Origin of the sequence: Thauera phenylacetica B4P (assembly GCF_000310225.1) — a bacterium.
In the GTDB taxonomy this organism is placed as follows: domain Bacteria; phylum Pseudomonadota; class Gammaproteobacteria; order Burkholderiales; family Rhodocyclaceae; genus Thauera; species Thauera phenylacetica.
On record NZ_AMXF01000007.1, the window covers coordinates 33,999 to 50,569 of the forward strand.

At 68.3% G+C, this 16,571-nt stretch carries 19 protein-coding genes; 13 read left to right on the forward strand and 6 right to left on the reverse strand.

Annotated elements, in window-relative coordinates; genetic code table 11:
• Positions 1–49 precede the first annotated feature (49 nt).
• Positions 50–976 carry an ornithine carbamoyltransferase gene (gene argF / locus C667_RS02575; protein ID WP_004356488.1) on the reverse strand — a complete coding sequence of 309 codons (927 nt, stop codon included), beginning with the start codon at positions 974–976 and terminating at the stop codon, positions 50–52.
• 9 nt (positions 977–985) lie between these two features.
• Positions 986–2,161, reverse strand: a complete 1,176-nt coding sequence (locus C667_RS02580; RefSeq protein ID WP_004356490.1) for an aspartate aminotransferase family protein — start codon at positions 2,159–2,161, stop codon at positions 986–988.
• A 246-nt stretch (positions 2,162–2,407) separates the two neighbouring features.
• Here C667_RS02580 and C667_RS02585 point away from each other — a divergent pair, with 246 nt between their 5' ends.
• Entirely contained in the window at positions 2,408–2,698 is a 291-nt protein-coding gene (locus C667_RS02585; protein WP_039920625.1) for a DUF3579 domain-containing protein, read from the forward strand.
• A 289-nt stretch (positions 2,699–2,987) separates the two neighbouring features.
• Here the strand turns inward: C667_RS02585 and rpsT are convergent, their stop codons facing one another.
• Positions 2,988–3,254 carry a 30S ribosomal protein S20 gene (rpsT, locus tag C667_RS02590; protein WP_004356493.1) on the reverse strand — a complete coding sequence of 89 codons (267 nt, stop codon included), beginning with the start codon at positions 3,252–3,254 and terminating at the stop codon, positions 2,988–2,990.
• Positions 3,255–3,423: 169 nt separating this feature from the next.
• On the opposite strand from rpsT, the gene murJ reads away from it, so the two are divergent.
• Positions 3,424–4,962 carry a murein biosynthesis integral membrane protein MurJ gene (murJ, locus tag C667_RS02595; RefSeq protein WP_004356495.1) on the forward strand — a complete coding sequence of 513 codons (1,539 nt, stop codon included), beginning with the start codon at positions 3,424–3,426 and terminating at the stop codon, positions 4,960–4,962.
• Positions 4,963–6,425: 1,463 nt separating this feature from the next.
• Here murJ and C667_RS02600 read toward each other — a convergent pair.
• Positions 6,426–7,352 (reverse strand): LysR family transcriptional regulator, encoded by a 927-nt coding sequence (locus C667_RS02600; RefSeq protein WP_004356497.1) that lies wholly within the window; start codon positions 7,350–7,352, stop codon positions 6,426–6,428.
• Positions 7,353–7,459: 107 nt separating this feature from the next.
• Here C667_RS02600 and C667_RS02605 point away from each other — a divergent pair, with 107 nt between their 5' ends.
• From C667_RS02605 to C667_RS02620, 4 genes are all read left to right on the forward strand, one after another.
• On the forward strand, positions 7,460–8,236 hold the full coding sequence (locus C667_RS02605; protein ID WP_004356498.1) for a ferredoxin--NADP reductase: 777 nt from the start codon (positions 7,460–7,462) through the stop codon (positions 8,234–8,236).
• 110 nt (positions 8,237–8,346) lie between these two features.
• Positions 8,347–8,829, forward strand: a complete 483-nt coding sequence (locus C667_RS02610; protein WP_004356501.1) for a glutathione peroxidase — start codon at positions 8,347–8,349, stop codon at positions 8,827–8,829.
• Positions 8,830–8,960: 131 nt separating this feature from the next.
• Positions 8,961–9,209: a type II toxin-antitoxin system Phd/YefM family antitoxin gene (locus C667_RS02615; RefSeq protein WP_004356505.1), complete on the forward strand. Its 249-nt coding sequence runs from the start codon at positions 8,961–8,963 to the stop codon at positions 9,207–9,209.
• Entirely contained in the window at positions 9,199–9,480 is a 282-nt protein-coding gene (locus C667_RS02620) for a type II toxin-antitoxin system RelE family toxin (protein ID WP_004356508.1), read from the forward strand. The genes C667_RS02615 and C667_RS02620 overlap by 11 nt, the downstream gene beginning before the upstream one ends.
• Positions 9,481–9,608: 128 nt before the next feature.
• Here C667_RS02620 and C667_RS02625 read toward each other — a convergent pair whose 3' ends face one another.
• Both C667_RS02625 and C667_RS02630 read right to left on the reverse strand, forming a co-directional pair.
• Entirely contained in the window at positions 9,609–10,007 is a 399-nt protein-coding gene (locus C667_RS02625; protein WP_004356509.1) for a type II toxin-antitoxin system VapC family toxin, read from the reverse strand.
• Complete coding sequence (locus C667_RS02630; protein WP_004356512.1) at positions 10,007–10,243, reverse strand: AbrB/MazE/SpoVT family DNA-binding domain-containing protein; 237 nt, start codon at positions 10,241–10,243, stop codon at positions 10,007–10,009. Before C667_RS02630 ends, C667_RS02625 begins: the two co-directional genes overlap by 1 nt.
• A gap of 151 nt (positions 10,244–10,394) precedes the next feature.
• Here C667_RS02630 and ettA point away from each other — a divergent pair, with 151 nt between their 5' ends.
• The 7 genes from ettA to cpaB all read left to right on the forward strand — a co-directional run bounded on the left by ettA (position 10,395) and on the right by cpaB (position 16,540).
• Positions 10,395–12,059 (forward strand): energy-dependent translational throttle protein EttA, encoded by a 1,665-nt coding sequence (gene ettA, locus C667_RS02635; RefSeq protein WP_004356513.1) that lies wholly within the window; start codon positions 10,395–10,397, stop codon positions 12,057–12,059.
• Between the two features lie 209 nt (positions 12,060–12,268).
• Positions 12,269–12,496 carry a Flp family type IVb pilin gene (locus tag C667_RS02640; RefSeq protein ID WP_004356515.1) on the forward strand — a complete coding sequence of 76 codons (228 nt, stop codon included), beginning with the start codon at positions 12,269–12,271 and terminating at the stop codon, positions 12,494–12,496.
• A 62-nt stretch (positions 12,497–12,558) separates the two neighbouring features.
• Positions 12,559–13,959 (forward strand): hypothetical protein, encoded by a 1,401-nt coding sequence (locus tag C667_RS02645; protein WP_004356517.1) that lies wholly within the window; start codon positions 12,559–12,561, stop codon positions 13,957–13,959.
• Positions 13,956–14,726, forward strand: a complete 771-nt coding sequence (locus tag C667_RS02650; protein WP_039920620.1) for a hypothetical protein — start codon at positions 13,956–13,958, stop codon at positions 14,724–14,726. The genes C667_RS02645 and C667_RS02650 overlap by 4 nt, the downstream gene beginning before the upstream one ends.
• A gap of 92 nt (positions 14,727–14,818) precedes the next feature.
• Positions 14,819–15,496 (forward strand): hypothetical protein, encoded by a 678-nt coding sequence (locus C667_RS02655; RefSeq protein ID WP_004356521.1) that lies wholly within the window; start codon positions 14,819–14,821, stop codon positions 15,494–15,496.
• Positions 15,493–15,672 (forward strand): hypothetical protein, encoded by a 180-nt coding sequence (locus C667_RS02660; protein ID WP_004356522.1) that lies wholly within the window; start codon positions 15,493–15,495, stop codon positions 15,670–15,672. Before C667_RS02655 ends, C667_RS02660 begins: the two co-directional genes overlap by 4 nt.
• A 7-nt stretch (positions 15,673–15,679) precedes the next feature.
• A complete protein-coding gene (gene cpaB, locus C667_RS02665) occupies positions 15,680–16,540 on the forward strand; it encodes a Flp pilus assembly protein CpaB (RefSeq protein WP_004356523.1) in 861 nt (286 codons plus the stop codon).
• Positions 16,541–16,571: the final 31 nt, after the last annotated feature.

Sequence of the window (16,571 nt, forward strand, 5' to 3'; positions counted from 1 at the left end):
GCTGTGTTGCCGGTGCGCACGCCCGTACGTACCGTGATTGTTCGTCGGCTCAGCCGTCGATGCGGCCGAGCACCAGGTATTCCATCAGCGCCTTCTGCGCGTGCAGGCGGTTCTCGGCCTCGTCCCACACCACCGACTGCGGGCCGTCGATGACCTCGGCGGTGACCTCCTCGCCGCGGTGCGCGGGCAGGCAGTGCATGAAGACGGCGTCCTTGTGCGCCACCGACATCATGTCGGCGTCCACGCACCAGTCGGCGAAGGCCTTCATGCGCGCCTCGTTCTCGGCCTCGAAGCCCATCGAGGTCCACACGTCGGTGGTCACCAGGTCGGCGCCCTTGCAGGCCTCCATCGGGTCGGCGAACTGCTCGAAATGGTCGGTGCCGTAGAGGCCCGCGCGCTCGGGCTCGACCTCGTAGCCCGGCGGGGTCGACACATGGACGTTGAAGTCCAGCACCTCGGCGGCCTGCAGCCAGGTGTTGCACATGTTGTTGCTGTCGCCGATCCAGGCCACCGTCTTGCCCTGGATCGAGCCGCGGTGCTCGATGAAGGTGAGGATGTCGGCGAGGATCTGGCAGGGGTGGTACTCGTTGGTGAGGCCGTTGATGATGGGCACCCGCGAGTTGGCGGCGAAGCGCTCGACGATGTCCTGCTCGAAGGTCCGGATCATGACCAGGTCGCTCATGCGCGAGATGACCTGGCCAGCGTCCTCCACCGGCTCGCCGCGGCCGAGCTGCGAGTCGCGGGTGTTGAGATAGATCGCCGAGCCGCCGAGCTGGTGCATGCCGGCCTCGAACGACAGGCGCGTGCGCGTGCTGGCCTTCTCGAAGATCATCACCAGCGTGCGGTCGAAGAGCGGGTGGTAGGGCTCGTAGCGCTTGAACTTGTCCTTGATCCACTTCGCGCGCGCGAACACATAGTCGTATTCCTCGCGGGTGAAATCCTTGAACTGCAGGTAGTGCTTGATGGGAGAGCTCATACGCGGTCCTTAGCCGTTCGCGAGGAAGTCGCGGATCATCGGCGCCAGCATGGACACCAGGGTCTGCGCGTCGGCGGCGGTGAAGGTGAGCGCCGGCAGCAGGCGCACCACGCGCTCGGAGGTCACCGACAGCAGCAGGCCGTTCTCGGCGGCGCGCGCCATCAGCACGCCGCAGGGGCGGTCGAGCTCGATGCCGATCATGAGCCCGCGGCCGCGGATGTCGACCACGCCGGCCTCGCCGGCGAGCGCCTCGGCCATGCCCTTGCGGATCGCCTCGCCGACGGCGACGGCGTTGTCCATGAGCCTGTCCTCGACGATGGCGTCGAAGGTGGCCAGGCCCGCCGCGCAGGCGAGCGGGTTGCCGCCGAAGGTGGAGCCGTGGTTGCCCGGCCCGAACAGGCCCCTGGCCAGGCCGCTGGTCACGCAGGCGCCGATCGGTACGCCCGAGGCCAGGCCCTTGGCCAGCGTCATCACGTCGGGCTTGGTGCCCGCATGCTGCCAGCCGAACCACTTGCCGGTGCGGCCCATGCCGCACTGCACCTCGTCGCAGATCATCAGCCAGCCCTTCTCGTCGCACAGGGCGCGCAGCTCGCGCTGGAAGCTGTCGTCGGCGACGTTCACGCCGCCCTCGCCCTGGATCATCTCGAGCATCACCGCGGCGACGCTGTGGTTGTGCTCGGCGATCTTGCGGATGGCCTCGATGTCCTTGTAGGGGACGCGGATGAAGCCCTGCACCAGGGGCTCGAAGCCGGCCTGGGCCTTGCGGTTGCCGGTGGCCGACAGCGTCGCCATGGTGCGGCCGTGGAAGGCGCTCTCCATGACGATGATGTGCGGCAGCTCGATGCCTTTGTTGTGGCCGAACATGCGCGCGAGCTTGATCGCCGCCTCGTTGGCCTCGCAGCCGGAGTTGCAGAAGAACACCTCGTCCATGCCGGAGACTTCGGCGATGCGGTCCGAGAGCTTGTCCTGCAAGGGGATGCCGTAGAGGTTGGACGTGTGCAGCACGCGCGCGGCCTGGTCGGCGATGGCCTTGACCAGGCGCGGGTGCTTGTGGCCGAGCGTGTTGACGGCGATGCCGGAGAGGGCATCGAGATAGCGCTTGCCTGCCTCGTCGTACAGCCACACGCCCTCGCCGTGCGTGAAGGCCACGGGCAGGCGGGCGTAGGTATTCATGACATGGGACATGCGGGCACCTCGATCTGTGCGAAGCCGGAAAACGCACACGGCGGCAGACGCCGCCGTGCAGGAAATGTGCCGATGTTAAGCCAAAACGGCCGGACCTGTACATAAGCGGACCGCCCACGCACCCGACCGCCGGCGGTCCGCGCGGCGGAATGAGCGCAGGCGATTTCTGCTAGAATCGCGGCCGTCCTGATTCCGGCGACGAAGAACCGGAACATGCGCATCCCCGAAGCCGGCAAGGCATCACACATGAATCAGAAGATCGAGAACTTCATCATCGTCGGGGTCACGAGGGAGGGGAAGAAATTCCGTCCGAGCGACTGGTCCGACCGCCTGTGCGGCGTCATGTCCGCCTTCGGCGCCGACCACCGCATGACGTACTCGCCCTACGTGCGCCCGGGTTGCACGCTCAAGGGCGACAAGACCGTCCTCGTCGACGCCCGCCTCTACGACGTCGAGCCGCTGGCCTACAAGTTCATGGTGAACTTCGCCAACGACAACAAGCTCCAGATCGAGTGGATGGGCGACGCACCGCTCTGAGACGGCAGGGCCTGCGGGAGAACCCGTTCGCGGCTGCCGCCGCTCCTCCATGAACCGCCGCGCCTGCACCGACCGTGGCACCTGCGCGGACACCCGTTCGCAACTGCCGCTCCTCCTGCATCAACCCTCGCGGCTGCGGCCCCCCTCCATCCCGTGCACGCCCCCTGTAGCAGCGCCGGAAGGCGCGAACAGGGCCCCCGCCGCTCTCATGCGAACGACGCCCAACAAAAAAGCGACCCGCAGGTCGCTTTCTCGATCTCGGCGCCGGAGCGCCGGCATGCGGCAAGGATCAGACAGCCATCGACTTGACGGCGGCCGACAGGCGGCTCTTGTGGCGAGCGGCCTTGTTCTTGTGGATGATCTTCTTGTCGGCGATGCTGTCGATGGTGCTCATCGAGGTGCGAAAGACCGACTGAGCCGCCGCCTTGTCGCCACCCACGATGGCCTTGCGCACGGCCTTGATCGCGGTACGCAGGCGGGAACGCAGGCTGGCGTTGTGGGCGCGGGCCTTGGTCGCCTGACGGGCGCGCTTGCGAGCTTGTGCCGAGTTGGCCATAAATTTCGTGTCCGTATTGGTGGTTCTGGAAAAGTCCGCGATTATAGGGACCCACTCCGATGAATGCAAGCGTCTTTTCCGTCTTTCCGCTTATCGAGACCGCGGCAGGCGGCTATGATGCGCGCTCCGCATTTTCCGCGCGCAGCCAGCCGGCGCACGCCCCCACCGAATGAACCTCCTGCGCGCGCTCGCCACCGTCAGCGGCATGACCCTGCTGTCCCGCATCCTGGGCTTCGTGCGCGACCTCGTGATCGCGCGCGCCTTTGGCGCAGGCATGGCGACCGACGCCTTCTTCGTCGCCTTCCGCCTGCCCAACCTGCTGCGCCGCATGTTCGCCGAGGGCGCCTTCTCGCAGGCCTTCGTACCCATCCTCGCCGAGTACAAGAACCGCCAGGGCGAGGCCGCCACCCACACCCTGGTCAGCCGCGTCGCCACCGTGCTGGGGCTGGTGGTGGCGGTGGTCGCGGCGCTCGGCGCGCTCGCCGCGCCGCTGATCATCTACGTGTCGGCGCCGGGCTTCTCCGGGGACCCGGGCAAGTTCGAGCTCACCGTCGAGCTCACCCGCATCACCTTCCCCTACATCTTCTTCATGTCGCTGGTGGCGCTCGCGGGCGGCGTGCTCAACACCTGGAGCCGCTTCGCCATCCCGGCCTTCACGCCGGTGCTGCTCAACCTCGCCTTCATCGGCATGGCGCTGTTCGCGGTGCCCTGGTTCGACCCGCCGGTGCTGGCGCTGGCCTGGGCGGTGTTCCTCGGCGGCCTGCTGCAGCTCGCACTGCAGATCCGCCCGCTGATGAAGATCGGCATGATGCCCCGCTTCGACCTCGACCTCTCCGACCCCGGCGTGCGCCGCGTCATGAAGCTGATGGCGCCGGCCATCCTGGGCGTCTCGGTGAGCCAGATCTCGCTGCTGATCAACACCATCTTCGCCTCCTTCCTCGAGAGCGGCAGCGTGTCCTGGCTGTATTACGCCGACCGCCTGATGGAGTTCCCCGCCGGCCTGCTCGGTGTGGCGCTGGGCACCATCCTGCTGCCCAGCCTCTCCAAGCTGCACGCCGACGACAAGGCCGAGGAGTTCTCCTCGCTGCTCGACTGGGGGCTGCGCCTGACCCTGATGCTGACCCTGCCCGCCGCGCTCGGGCTGGCGCTGCTGGCGGTACCGCTGGTGGCGACGCTGTTCAACTATGGCGCCTTCACCCCCGCGGACGTGATGCAGACGCGCAGCGCGCTGGTCGCCTACAGCGTGGGGCTGACCGGGCTGATCCTGGTGAAGGTGCTGGCGCCGGGCTTCTACGCGCGCCAGGACATCCGCACGCCGGTGAAGATCGCGATCCTGACCCTGGCGGCGACGCAGCTGATGAACCTCGCCTTCGTGATCCCCCTGCGCCACGCGGGGCTGGCGCTGGCGATCGGCCTGGCGTCCTGCCTCAACGCCGCCCTGCTGTATCGGGGGCTGCGCAAGCGCGAGGTGTACATCCCCCAGCCGGGCTGGGGCCGGTTCGCGCTCAAGCTGCTGGTGGCGCTCTGCGTGATGGGCACGGCGCTGTGGTTCGCGAGCGGACCGACGAGCCTGTGGACCGAGATCGGCGGACTAGAGCGCGGCCTACGCCTGGCGCTGATCGTGCTGGGCGGCGCCATCGCCTACTTCGCCACCCTGTTCGCGCTCGGCTTCCGCCCGCGCGACTTCCGCCGCCGCGGCGCGGCCTGAAGCGGCCATTCGCGGCTGCCGCCGCTCCTACAACACCGGAGCTGCGGCAGCGCTCCTGCACGCACATCGTCGCCGCGCCGGTTCCTGTAGGAGCGCCGGCAGGCGCGAATGCGCGGTGCCGGCTGCGCAAGCCCTCGTCGCTCGTGACACGGCCGTTTTCGCGGCTGCCGCCGCTCCTACAACACCGGAGCGGCGGCGGCGCTCCTGCACGCACATCGTCGCCGCACCGGTTCCTGTAGGAGCGCCGGCAGGCGCGAATGGGCGGTGCCGGCTGCGCAAGCCCCCGTCGCTCGTGACACGGCCGTCTTCGCGGCTGCCGCCGCTCCTACAACACCCGGAGCTGTGGCGGTTCTCCTGCACGCACATCGTCGCCGCGCCGGTTCCTGTAGGAGCGCCGGCAGGCGCGAATGCGCGGTGCCGGCTGCGCAAGCCCTCGTCGCTCGTGACACGGCCGTCTTCGCGGCTGCCGCCGCTCCTACAACACCCGGAGCTGTGGCGGTTCTCCTGCACGCACATCGTCGCCGCGCCGGTTCCTGTAGGAGCGCCGGCAGGCGCGAATGCGCGGTGCCGGCTGCGCAAGCCCTCGTCGCTCGTGACACGGCCGTCTTCGCGGCTGCCGCCGCTCCTACAACACCGGAGCTGCGGCAGCGCTCCTGCACGCACATCGTCGGCACGCCGGTTCCTGTAGGAGCGCCGGCAGGCGCGAATGCGCGGTGCCGGCTGCGCAAGCCCTCGTCGCTCGCGACACGGCCGTCTTCGCGGCTGCCGCCGCTCCTACAACACCCGGAGCTGTGGCGGTTCTCCTGCACGCACATCGTCGCCGCGCCGGTTCCTGTAGGAGCGCCGGCAGGCGCGAATGCGCGGTGCCGGCTGCGCAAGCCCTCGTCGCTCGTGACACGGCCGTCTTCGCGGCTGCCGCCGCTCCTACAACACCGGAGCTGCGGCAGCGCTCCTGCACGCACATCGTCGCCGCGCCGGTTCCTGTAGGAGCGCCGGCAGGCGCGAATGCGCGGTGCCGGCTGCGCAAGCCCTCGTCGCTCGTGACACGGCCGTCTTCGCGGCTGCCGCCGCTCCTACAACACCCGGAGCTGTGGCGGTTCTCCTGCACGCACATCGTCGCCGCGCCGGTTCCTGTAGGAGCGCCGGCAGGCGCGAATGCGCGGTGCCGGCTGCGCAAGCCCTCGTCGCTCGTGACACGGCCGTCTTCGCGGCTGCCGCCGCTCCTACAACACCGGAGCTGCGGCAGCGCTCCTGCACGCACATCGTCGCCGCGCCGGTTCCTGTAGGAGCGCCGGCAGGCGCGAATGGGCGGTCCAGGCTGCGCAAGCCCCCGTCGCTCGCGACACGGCCGTCTTCGCGGCTGCCGCCGCTCCTACAACACCCGGAGCTGTGGCGGTTCTCCTGCACGCACATCGTCGCCGCGCCGGTTCCTGTAGGAGCGCCGGCAGGCGCGAATGCGGGCCTCAGGCAACCGGCGGCAGTGGGATCTCGTCACTGCGCCGGGCGCCGGCGGTGAAGGCGCGGCAATCCTCGACGAAGCGGCGCAGCGCGGCGCCGTGGTATTTGCCGCGATGCCAGACGAAACTGAAACGCCGGCGCAGGTCGAGTTCCGGCACCTCCACCGCCACCAGGCTGCCGCGCCGGAAGGCATCACGCAGCGCCAGCCGCGACAGGCAACCCAACCCAAGGCCGCTCTCCACCGCGCGCTTGATCGCCTCGGTGTGCTCGAGCTCGAGCCGCGGCACGACCCCGGCCGGGTGATGCCGCAGCGCGCGATCGAAGGTCTCGCGCGTGCCCGAGCCGCGCTCGCGCAGGATCCACGGCTGCCCCGCAAGCTCGGCCACGCTCGCGCGCCCGCGTGCCGCCAGCGCATGCCCCGGCGCGCAGAACACCACCAGCTCGTCCTCGACCCAGGGCTCGGTGTGCAGCTCGGCATCGACCACCTGGCCCTCGACCAGGCCGAGGTCGATCTCGTGATGCAGCAGGCGCTCGGCGATGGTCGCGGTGTTGCGCACCTGTAGCTGCACCCGGCTCTCGGGGTGGGCCTGGAGGAAATCCGACACGATCAAGGGCAGCAGGTAGTTGCCGATGGTCAGCGTCGCCCCCACACGCAGCGGGCCCAGGCCCTGCTCGCCGCGCATGCGGCCCTCGAGCTCGGCGGCGCGGTCGAGCAGCTCGACTGCGTACGGCAGCAGCAGGCTGCCCTGCTCGTTCAGGCGCAGGCGCTTGCCGTGGCGGTCGAAGAGCGGCTGGGCGCACTGGCTCTCCAGCTCGGAGAGCGCCGCGCTCGCCGCCGACTGGGACAGCGCGAGGCTCTCTGCCGCGCGCGAGACGTGCTCGGCGCGGGCCACCGCGACGAAGACCTGGATCTGGCGGAGGGTGAATCTCATATCGATGAAGTCGATTAAGGATATGAAGATTATCCACGATCCAGGTAACGAGGACGACCTAGAATCGCCCCATTCCCACCTCACGCAGCCTGCAGAGACCCGAAACCATGAGCAGCCTCGCTACCGAACGCGTCCTCAGCGTCCATCACTGGAACGACTCCCTCTTCAGCTTCCGCACCACCCGCGACCCCGGGCTGCGCTTCGAGAACGGCCAGTTCGTCATGATCGGGCTGGACGTCGGCGGCAAGCCGCTGACGCGCGCCTACAGCATCGCCAGCCCGAACTACGAGGAGCACCTCGAGTTCTTCAGCATCAAGGTGCAGGACGGCCCGCTCACCTCGCGCCTGCAGCACCTGCGCCCGGGCGACCCGATCGTGGTGAGCAAGAAGCCCACCGGCACCCTGGTGCTGCACGACCTCAACCCCGGCAAGCGCCTCTACCTGCTCGCCACCGGCACCGGCCTGGCGCCCTTCCTGAGCGTGATCCAGGATCCCGAGACCTACGAGCGCTTCGAGAAGGTGGTGCTGGTGCACGGCGTGCGCTTCGTCTCGGAGCTCGCCTACACTGACTTCATCACCCGCGAGCTGCCGCAGCACGAGTACTTCGGCCAGCAGGTCCGCGAGCAGCTGATCTACTACCCCACCGTCACCCGCGAGCCCTTCCGCAACACCGGCCGCATCACCCACGTGATCGAATCCGGCCGGCTCTTCGCCGACATCGGCCTGCCCGCGCTCGATCCGGCGCACGACCGGGTGATGATCTGCGGCAGCCAGGCGATGAACAAGGACTGCTGCGACCTGCTCGACGCGCACGGCTTTGCAATGTCGCCGCGCATCGGCGTGGCCGGCGACTACGTGATCGAGCGCGCCTTCGTCGACAAGTGAGCGCGGCCAGCTGAGCGCCCTGGCTGCGCAGGGCCGACGCGCCGATCAAACTTTTTCCGCATGCAGGGCTCGAAGCTCGTCCCAACCCCTCCTTTGCTGTGGAGCCCCGCATGTCTTCTTCCCTTTACGACATCGAAGTCGACCGCCTCGCCGGCGGCACCACCACGCTCGCCGAATACGCCGGCAAGCTGCTGCTGATCGTGAACACCGCCAGCCAGTGCGGCCTCACGCCGCATTACGCCGGCCTGGAAAAGCTGCACCAGACCTACAAGGACCGCGGCCTGGTCGTGCTCGGCTTTCCGTGCAACCAGTTCGGCGCCCAGGAGCCGGGCAGCGCGGAGGAGATCGGCGCGTTCTGCACGAAGAACTACGGCGTGAGCTTTCCAATGTTCGCCAAGATCGAGGTCAACGGCGACGGCGCCCACCCGCTGTACAAGCACCTCAAGCAGCACGCCAAAGGCATCCTCGGCACCGAGGCGATCAAGTGGAACTTCACCAAGTTTCTGGTGAGCCCGGACGGCGAGCGCATCGAACGCTACGCGCCGACGACGACGCCGGAGGAGCTGGTGAAGGACATCGAGGGGATGCTTTAGGCCACATCCCCGTCCCGGCTCAGACGTGGCTGAGGCGCTCGAGTGCGAACGCCGGGCCCTCTTCGCGGAGTCGCATCTTCCACATCAAGTGCCATTCTTCGTACTCTTATCAGGTCTTCAGGACGCTCGAAATGGCACATCAGATCCTGGTCGAGACGACCGCAAGCGTCTCCGAACTCAAGAAAAACCCCATGGGCACGGTCGCTGCCGGGGAAGGCTTCCCGGTTGCGATCCTCAATCGCAACGCCCCCGCCTTCTACTGCGTTCCCGCAAAGGTGTTCGAAGAGATGATGGAACGGCTGGAAGACCTCGAACTGAACGCGCTCGCCGATGCCCGCGCTGGCCAGCCGGTCGTCAAGGTGAGCCTCGATGACTTATGAGCTGGGCTTCGTCGACGGGGCCCTGGCCGAGTGGCGCAAGCTCGATGGAAGCATCCGCGAACAGTTCAAGAAGAAGCTCGCCGAACGGCTGGACGCGCCCCGCGTGCCAGCCGCCAGGTTGAGCGGACACCCCGACCGCTACAAGGTCAAGCTGCGCAGCGTGGACCATCGGCTGGTCCACGATGTTCGGGACGCGCAACTGATCGTGGTCGTCGTCGCGATCGGAAAGCGGGAGCGCAACGCGGTCTATCGAGCGGCGGCACGGCGCTGAGCGCGAGAAGCACCGGCGCGGCTCCAACGAGACCTGCGCCACTTCTGATGACGGCTCGCTTGCCCATCGCTCGAGCTCGGTGCCGGACGCTCTGACGCAGTAAACGCCACCGGAGGCCCCTGCACGCTTCACGGCGCCACAAGTTCGATCGACGAAAAATACTGCCGATACTTGCGCGGATCGCGCGTCATGATTGGCCAGGCTTCGACCGCGGCATGCGCACCGATGAAGAAGTCAGCCAGCACGTTGCTCCGCTGGCCGCCGTTTCGGCGATAGGCGACGAAGGCCTTGCCCGCGAGAAAGAGCGCCGGCCTGGGGATCTCGACGACTTCGACGCCGAAATCCGTGACCGCCTCATCCAGCGCCTCGACGGTCGAGAAGGTCAAGGAAAGTTCGGCGTAGATGATGGGATTGATCGCCAGTCGATGCACTCGAGACTGCCGACGCAGCGTGTCGATGGACCAATCCGCCCAGCGCGGATCGTCTTCCAGCACATCGATCAGCACATTGGTATCGACCAGCAGCATCAGTCGTCGCCACGCAGCATGGCCATCAGGTCGTCCGTGCGCCACTTGACGTCGGCCTTGCCGCGCAGGCGTTCGAAGCGATCATTCTCGTCTTGCAGCGTGCGGGGGCGTGTCAGTACCACCTCGCCCTCGCGGTTGATGCGGAATTCGATCGCGCATCCGGGCTCGAGGTGCAGCGCGTCGCGGATGTGCTTGGGGATCGTCACCTGCCCCTTGCTCGTCAGTGTGGTGTGCATGTCGACTCCCTCCTTCCTGCATTTCTTACAAGTAGGCGCAGCGTAATACCCCAATCGGCTAGCCGCAAGTTCCACGCGTGCCGGCCGCTGCCCACTCGGGTAGACTCCGCCCTTTTCCGCCCCACCGAACACCGCCAACGAGGTACCCGTAGTGGCCCAATACGTCATGTCGATGCTGCGCGTGAGCAAGATCGTTCCGCCCAAGCGTCAGATCATCAAGGACATCTCCCTCTCCTTCTTCCCCGGCGCCAAGATCGGCCTGCTCGGCCTCAACGGCTCGGGCAAGTCGACCGTGCTGCGCATCATGGCCGGCGTGGACAAGGACTACGACGGCGAGGTGCAGTGGCTCGCCGGCCAGCGCATCGGCTACCTGCCGCAGGAGCCCGAGCTCGACCCCGCCAAGACCGTCAAGGAAGAGGTCGAGGCTGCGCTCGGCGAGATCATGGAGGCGCGCCAGAAGCTGGAAGAGGTCTACGCCGCCTACGCCGAGCCCGACGCTGACTTCGACAAGCTCGCCGAGGAACAGGCGAAGTACGAGAACATCCTCGCGACCGCCGGCAGCGACGTCGAGACCCAGATGGAGATCGCCGCCGACGCGCTGCGCCTGCCGCCGTGGGACGCGGTGATCGGCAAGCTCTCCGGCGGCGAGAAGCGTCGCGTCGCGCTGTGCAAGCTGCTGCTGTCCAAGCCCGACATGCTGCTGCTCGACGAACCCACCAACCACCTCGACGCCGAATCGGTCGAGTGGCTCGAGCAGTTCCTCACCCGCTTCCCCGGCACCGTGGTCGCCGTCACCCACGACCGCTACTTCCTCGACAACGCCGCCGAGTGGATCCTCGAACTCGACCGCGGCCACGGCATCCCGTGGAAGGGCAACTACTCGTCCTGGCTGGAGCAGAAGGGCGACCGCCTGGCGCAGGAATCCAAGCAGGAGGCCGCGCACCAGAAGGCGATGAAGACCGAACTCGAATGGGCGCGCTCCAACCCCAAGGCGCGCCAGGCCAAGTCCAAGGCCCGCCTGGCCCGCTACGAGGAGATGGCGAGCGTCGAATACCAGCGCCGCAACGAGACCCAGGAGATCTTCATCCCGCCCGGCGAGCGCCTGGGCGACAAGGTCATCGAGTTCCACGGCGTCAGCAAGGCCTTCGGCGACAAGCTGCTGATGGACGACGTCAGCTTCGCCATCCCGGCGGGCGCCATCGTCGGCATCATCGGCCCCAACGGCGCCGGTAAATCGACGCTGTTCAAGATGATCGAGGGCCGCGACAAGCCGGATTCGGGCACGGTCGAGATCGGCACCACGGTGAAGATCGCCGCGGTCGACCAGACTCGCGAGGGTCTCGCCAACGACAAGACGGTGTTCGACACCATCGCCGATGGCGCCGACGTGCTCACCGTGGGCCGCTTCGAGATGCCCAGCCGCGCCTACATCGGTCGCTTCAACTTCAAGGGCGGCGACCAGCAGAAGATCGTCGGCAACCTGTCGGGCGGCGAGCGCGGGCGCCTGCACCTGGCCAAGACCCTGATCCAGGGCGGCAACGTGCTGCTGCTCGACGAACCCTCCAACGACCTCGACGTCGAGACCCTGCGCGCGCTCGAAGACGCGCTGCTGGAGTTCGCCGGCTGCGCGCTGGTGATCTCGCACGACCGCTGGTTCCTCGACCGCATCTGCACCCACATCCTCGCGGCCGAGGGCGACTCGCAGTGGTTCTTCTTCGAGGGCAACTACCAGGAATACGAGGAAGACAAGAAGAAGCGCCTGGGCGAGGAAGGCGCCAAGCCCAAGCGCATCCGCTACAAGCCGATCGCGCGCTGAGCCCGCGCCGGACGCATCGCCCCGCCGGAAGCCCGCTGCATGCCCTGCAGCGGGCTTCAGGGCGTTTACGACGCCAGGAGATACGAAAAAATTGATCTTATTTGCATATTGACTCCACTCATTCCGTTTGTCATTATCCTTTCATCATCATCCGGAAGGGGGCGATCATGGCGGCAGGCAGCGGATTCAGGCGGCAGCGCGGTCAGGGCATGACCGAGTACATCATCATCGTGGCGCTGATCGCCGTGGGTGCGATCGCGGTGTATCAATACTTCGGCCAGACGGTGCGCAACCAGACCGCGGCGATCGCCACCGAGATCGCCGGCAAGGATGGCAGCACCGCCAAGAGCGCCGCGCAAACCGCGGCCGGCAAGGCGGCGACCGAGGCCAACACGGCCCGCACGCTCGACACCTACACCGGCAACGCAGGCCGCTGACGGTCGCCACGGGTCTCCTCCAGGGCACTCCCATGGTCGTGATCCCGCATCCCCGAGCCCGAATGCGCTTGCCCCAGGTGGACTCCCACCGCGGCCAGGCCCTGGTGCTCGGGCTCTTCTTCGTCTTCGCCACCGCGGCGGTGCTGCTGTTGATGTTCAACAGCGGCAGGACGGTGGACGAGAAGATGCGTCTCGCCAACGCTGCAGACGCCACGGCCTGGAGCATCGCCACGCTCGAGGCACGCGCGCTCAACTACGACGCGTACACCAACCGGGCGATCGTCGCCAACGAAGTTGCCATCGCGCAGGCGATCAGCCTGATCTCGTGGATGCACTACTTCGAGACCGCGATCGAGAGTTCGCCGAACCTGAATCGCGTTGCCACGACCTGGCTATACAAGCCAGGCGAATATCCTCGCCTCTTGCAACTGCTCGCCGGAGTGAATGGCTCGACCTCCCTGGATGTCGGGAGCGGAGGCTCGCTGCATGCGATGGTGGCCACCCTCGACACCGCGCTGCAGACCATCGCCAGCGCGCACGACGCCGTCGCCAACGCACTCTCCCTGTCGCAGCGGGTGATGCATGCAAGCCTGGACACCGGCGTGGCCCAGAACACCTTCGCGAACGACTTCGTGCAGCGGATCGATCCCGACATGAAGGTGGCGATCAACCCCATCAGCCACGCGTTCCGCGATCTCACCCGTGCGATGACGAAGGATTCTGCGCAGGGCGATGCACGGGGCCGTGTCGCCGATGTCACGCTGCGCTCGCGCGACGACTTCACCCGGGAGCGCGTGTGGTCCATCCACGGCATGAACCTGCCACCGCTGCAGCGCAAGGTCGAGCTCAAGCGCCGCGGCGGCACCGAGCTGATCGGCTACGACGAATGGCGAGCGCTCGACACCCTCGAGCACCAGGGTCAGCGCATGAAACGCTGGCGCTGGCGCTGGCGTCGCACCCCGCTCGCCTGGGGCGGGGCGAGCTTCGCGGGCGATGCTGGGGCAGAGGCCGGACGAGGACGTCACGGCAACACCTACGCAAGCAATCCGCTCACCACGCTGCGCCTTGCCGAGCCCTCCATGATCGGAGCGGACACCGGTGGCTCCCGCTTCGGCGGACTGCCGGAGACACGCGAATTGCGCGACCTTTCCGTCACCTCCGATCACCGCTCCGGCGTCACCGTCCACGTTGCCAAGGCACGTGAAAAGCTGCGCGGCTCGGGGGGCGTCGGCAGCGTGCAACCGCAGGGGAGGCTGCGTGCATTCGACGCGAACGCACCCGGCGGCCACCTCGCCGCGATGGCGCGTGCCGAGGTCTTCTTCGAGCGTCCAGCTGCGCGCAGCGACCACAAGACGGAGCGAGCCAGTCTTTACAGCCCCTACTGGCAGTCCAGGCTCACCACCGTCACCGCGGTGGACCGTGCGTGGGCCGCTGGGCGTCAGGACGGGATGGCGCTGCCATGAGGCCCGGCCACCCCCTCGGCTCGAATACGCGCGCAGCACAAGACGGCCAGTCGACAACCGAGTTCCTCGTGCTGGCGCTGGTCCTCATGCCGCTCTTCCTGAGCTTGCCCCTGCTCGGGAAGTACCTCGATCTCGCCCATGCGGCCGAGCAGGCCGCACGCTACGTGGCCTTCGAGACCTCGATCGTGGGCCCTGCCCGGCGCTCCCCCACGGCGGAGGTCCTCGCCGCCCAGGTCCGCGAGCGCATCTTCTCGACGAGCACGGCCCCGATCCTCAGCCGCAGCGCCAGCGACTCCACAAGCGCACATTCCGCCAACCCCCTGTGGACCGATCATCGCGGCGCCCACCTGCTCGCCGAGCCGGCCAGCCGCATCGGCGTCCACCTGGCAGCCCGCAGCAACGCGGCACCGGCGTCCGCGTTGCTCGCCGGCCCGCTCGGGCTCGACCTGCCCGCCGGCACGGAGCACACCGGAACGGTCCGCGTATCCCCGCAAGACGTGCCCGGCCTGGCGCCCTTCGACACCCTGGGGCTGTCGATCCGCCGGCACCAGGTCCTGCTCGGGCACAACTGGTCGGCGGCCGGATCGGCCGACTACGCCCGCCGCATCGAGCACGCCGGCCCGCTCGCCTACCCGATCCAGCCGCTTGCGCTGATCGGCAACACGGTCGGGCGCACCCTGCCGCCGCTTGTGCTCGACGAGGCCATCGAGGTCGGGCGCGTCGAGGCCGAGATCCTGCCTTGCGACCGTCTCGCACAGGGGTGCTGACCATGCCCATGCAAGCCGATTCGCGCCACCCGACGCCCGCACCCGGCCCCCGGCGCCGTCCCGATCTGCGTCACTGCGGCACGCTCGCACGCATGTGCCTTGCTTTTGCCCTGCTCGCCGGTGCCGACACGAGGGCAGCCCTGCCCGAACCGCTGCCACACTTCGCCGGAGCCCGCATCACGCCGGTGTTCGACGACGCGCGCATCCATGGCGTGCCGACCCGGATCCGCCAGTTCGAGGCTCGAGCTTCGACAGCCACCGTGCGCGCCTTCTACCAGGGAGCGTTCGCGGACAAGCCCGCGAGCGCACGCATCGACGACTGGGAGATCCTATCCTGGAAGCAAGGCACGGCCTTGCGCACCTTGCGCCTGCGTCCATGCCGGTCGGCACCCGCCGCCTGCACCGAAGGCACCCTGTCCGAGTCCGATCTCGCGCTCGCCGCGGCGACCTTCTCGCCCGCTCCAGGCCGACCATCGGACAGCATCCTCAGCACCGACCTCGAAACCAGCGACGCCGGTCGGCGCGCACGCATCCTGGTGTGGCACGACGAATCGTCGCCCTCCTGGGCCGCGGCCCGCCTGGTGCGCGAGCTCGCGGCCCAGGGCCTGGCGCTCGAGCGCCGCGTACCGGTCTCCCGGCCCGGACTGGATGGCGTGGGGCTTTGGTTCGGGGCCCGGGGCCGCGAGGCGGTCGCGACCATCGTTCGCCACGGCAGCGGGACCACCGTGACGCTGCAGACGATCGAGCACGGCGAGCGGGGCGGACGATGAGGCCGATCCTGCGCCTCCGCGGCCAGGCGATGGTCGAACATCTGCTGCTCCTCGCCATCGTGCTCGGCGTCTTCGCCCTCCCGGCCTTCGACGGCAAGCCGCTCGTCCTCTTTTTCGCCGAGGCCGTGGCCACCGGCTTCGCACGCTTTCTCGCCAGCATTTCACTCCCGGTATGACCCGACCATGCTCCAGCGCGTCCCCCGCAACCTGATCATCCTGGCCGTCGCCGCCGTCTTCGGCCTCGGCGCCGCGTGGCTCGCCGCGCGCTATCTGGAAGAGCGCGCCACCGAGATCGAACAACGCCAGCTCGGACAGATGGGGCGCGCGGTCGTCGCCAAGACCGACCTCGCGGTCGGTACGCCGCTCACCCACGACCTCGTGGCCGTGCGCGAAGTCCCGGTCGAATGGCTGCACTCGAGCGCGATCACGCCGGAACAGTTCGAGCGTGCGGCAGGCGCGCTGCTCGCCCAGCCTGCACGCGGCGGCGAGCCGCTGGTGTGGTCGCAGCTCGAGGAACGGCGAGCCGCCAGCCTTTCCGCGCAGCTCGCCCCGGGCCGGCGCGCGACCACGATCCCGGTCGACGAGACCAGCTCGCTATCGGGCCTGCTGCGCCCGGGCGACCGCATCGATCTGCTCGCAACCGTGCAGCGCGACAACCAACACCTGACCCTGCCCCTGCTGCAAGGCGTGCGCGTGCTCGCCACCGGGAACCGCACCCGGCCCGGCGAGGATGACGGCGCAGGCGAACTCCTCGGCGGCACCTTCGGCACGCTGACCCTGGATCTCTCGGAGGAGGAGGCAACCCGACTCGTCGCCGCACGCGCACTCGCCCGCCTGACCGCGGTGCTCCGCCATCCGCAGGACACGCGACCGCTCACGGTGCAGCGGACCGACGCGCTCGCGCTGCTCGGTCTCGCAGCCCCCCCACCGGCAGCGGGCGTGCCCGTCATCTACGGCGGCATCGAGAACCCCGCGCTGATCCCGACCTCCTCCCCCCTTTCCCGTCCCACCCCGCGAGCCGACCCCGCCCATGCCCTGGATTGACCCGATCCTCCGAGCCGGCCGCCGCCGCTCG

What these genes read in the sequence shown, in the direction of transcription:
- argF (WP_004356488.1), bottom strand. Translation starts at nt 976, where the DNA reads ATGAGCTCTCCCATCAAGCACTACCTGCAGTTCAAGGATTTCACCCGC.
- C667_RS02580 (WP_004356490.1), bottom strand. Translation starts at nt 2,161, where the DNA reads ATGTCCCATGTCATGAATACCTACGCCCGCCTGCCCGTGGCCTTCACG.
- C667_RS02625 (WP_004356509.1), bottom strand. Translation starts at nt 10,007, where the DNA reads ATGCTGCTGGTCGATACCAATGTGCTGATCGATGTGCTGGAAGACGAT.
- C667_RS02610 (WP_004356501.1), top strand. Translation starts at nt 8,347, where the DNA reads ATGTCTTCTTCCCTTTACGACATCGAAGTCGACCGCCTCGCCGGCGGC.
- C667_RS02620 (WP_004356508.1), top strand. Translation starts at nt 9,199, where the DNA reads ATGACTTATGAGCTGGGCTTCGTCGACGGGGCCCTGGCCGAGTGGCGC.
- C667_RS02630 (WP_004356512.1), bottom strand. Translation starts at nt 10,243, where the DNA reads ATGCACACCACACTGACGAGCAAGGGGCAGGTGACGATCCCCAAGCAC.
- C667_RS02650 (WP_039920620.1), top strand. Translation starts at nt 13,956, where the DNA reads ATGAGGCCCGGCCACCCCCTCGGCTCGAATACGCGCGCAGCACAAGAC.
- C667_RS02615 (WP_004356505.1), top strand. Translation starts at nt 8,961, where the DNA reads ATGGCACATCAGATCCTGGTCGAGACGACCGCAAGCGTCTCCGAACTC.
- C667_RS02645 (WP_004356517.1), top strand. Translation starts at nt 12,559, where the DNA reads ATGCGCTTGCCCCAGGTGGACTCCCACCGCGGCCAGGCCCTGGTGCTC.
- C667_RS02605 (WP_004356498.1), top strand. Translation starts at nt 7,460, where the DNA reads ATGAGCAGCCTCGCTACCGAACGCGTCCTCAGCGTCCATCACTGGAAC.
- murJ (WP_004356495.1), top strand. Translation starts at nt 3,424, where the DNA reads ATGAACCTCCTGCGCGCGCTCGCCACCGTCAGCGGCATGACCCTGCTG.
- C667_RS02655 (WP_004356521.1), top strand. Translation starts at nt 14,819, where the DNA reads ATGTGCCTTGCTTTTGCCCTGCTCGCCGGTGCCGACACGAGGGCAGCC.
- C667_RS02600 (WP_004356497.1), bottom strand. Translation starts at nt 7,352, where the DNA reads ATGAGATTCACCCTCCGCCAGATCCAGGTCTTCGTCGCGGTGGCCCGC.
- C667_RS02640 (WP_004356515.1), top strand. Translation starts at nt 12,269, where the DNA reads ATGACCGAGTACATCATCATCGTGGCGCTGATCGCCGTGGGTGCGATC.
- rpsT (WP_004356493.1), bottom strand. Translation starts at nt 3,254, where the DNA reads ATGGCCAACTCGGCACAAGCTCGCAAGCGCGCCCGTCAGGCGACCAAG.
- cpaB (WP_004356523.1), top strand. Translation starts at nt 15,680, where the DNA reads ATGCTCCAGCGCGTCCCCCGCAACCTGATCATCCTGGCCGTCGCCGCC.
- C667_RS02660 (WP_004356522.1), top strand. Translation starts at nt 15,493, where the DNA reads ATGAGGCCGATCCTGCGCCTCCGCGGCCAGGCGATGGTCGAACATCTG.
- C667_RS02585 (WP_039920625.1), top strand. Translation starts at nt 2,408, where the DNA reads ATGAATCAGAAGATCGAGAACTTCATCATCGTCGGGGTCACGAGGGAG.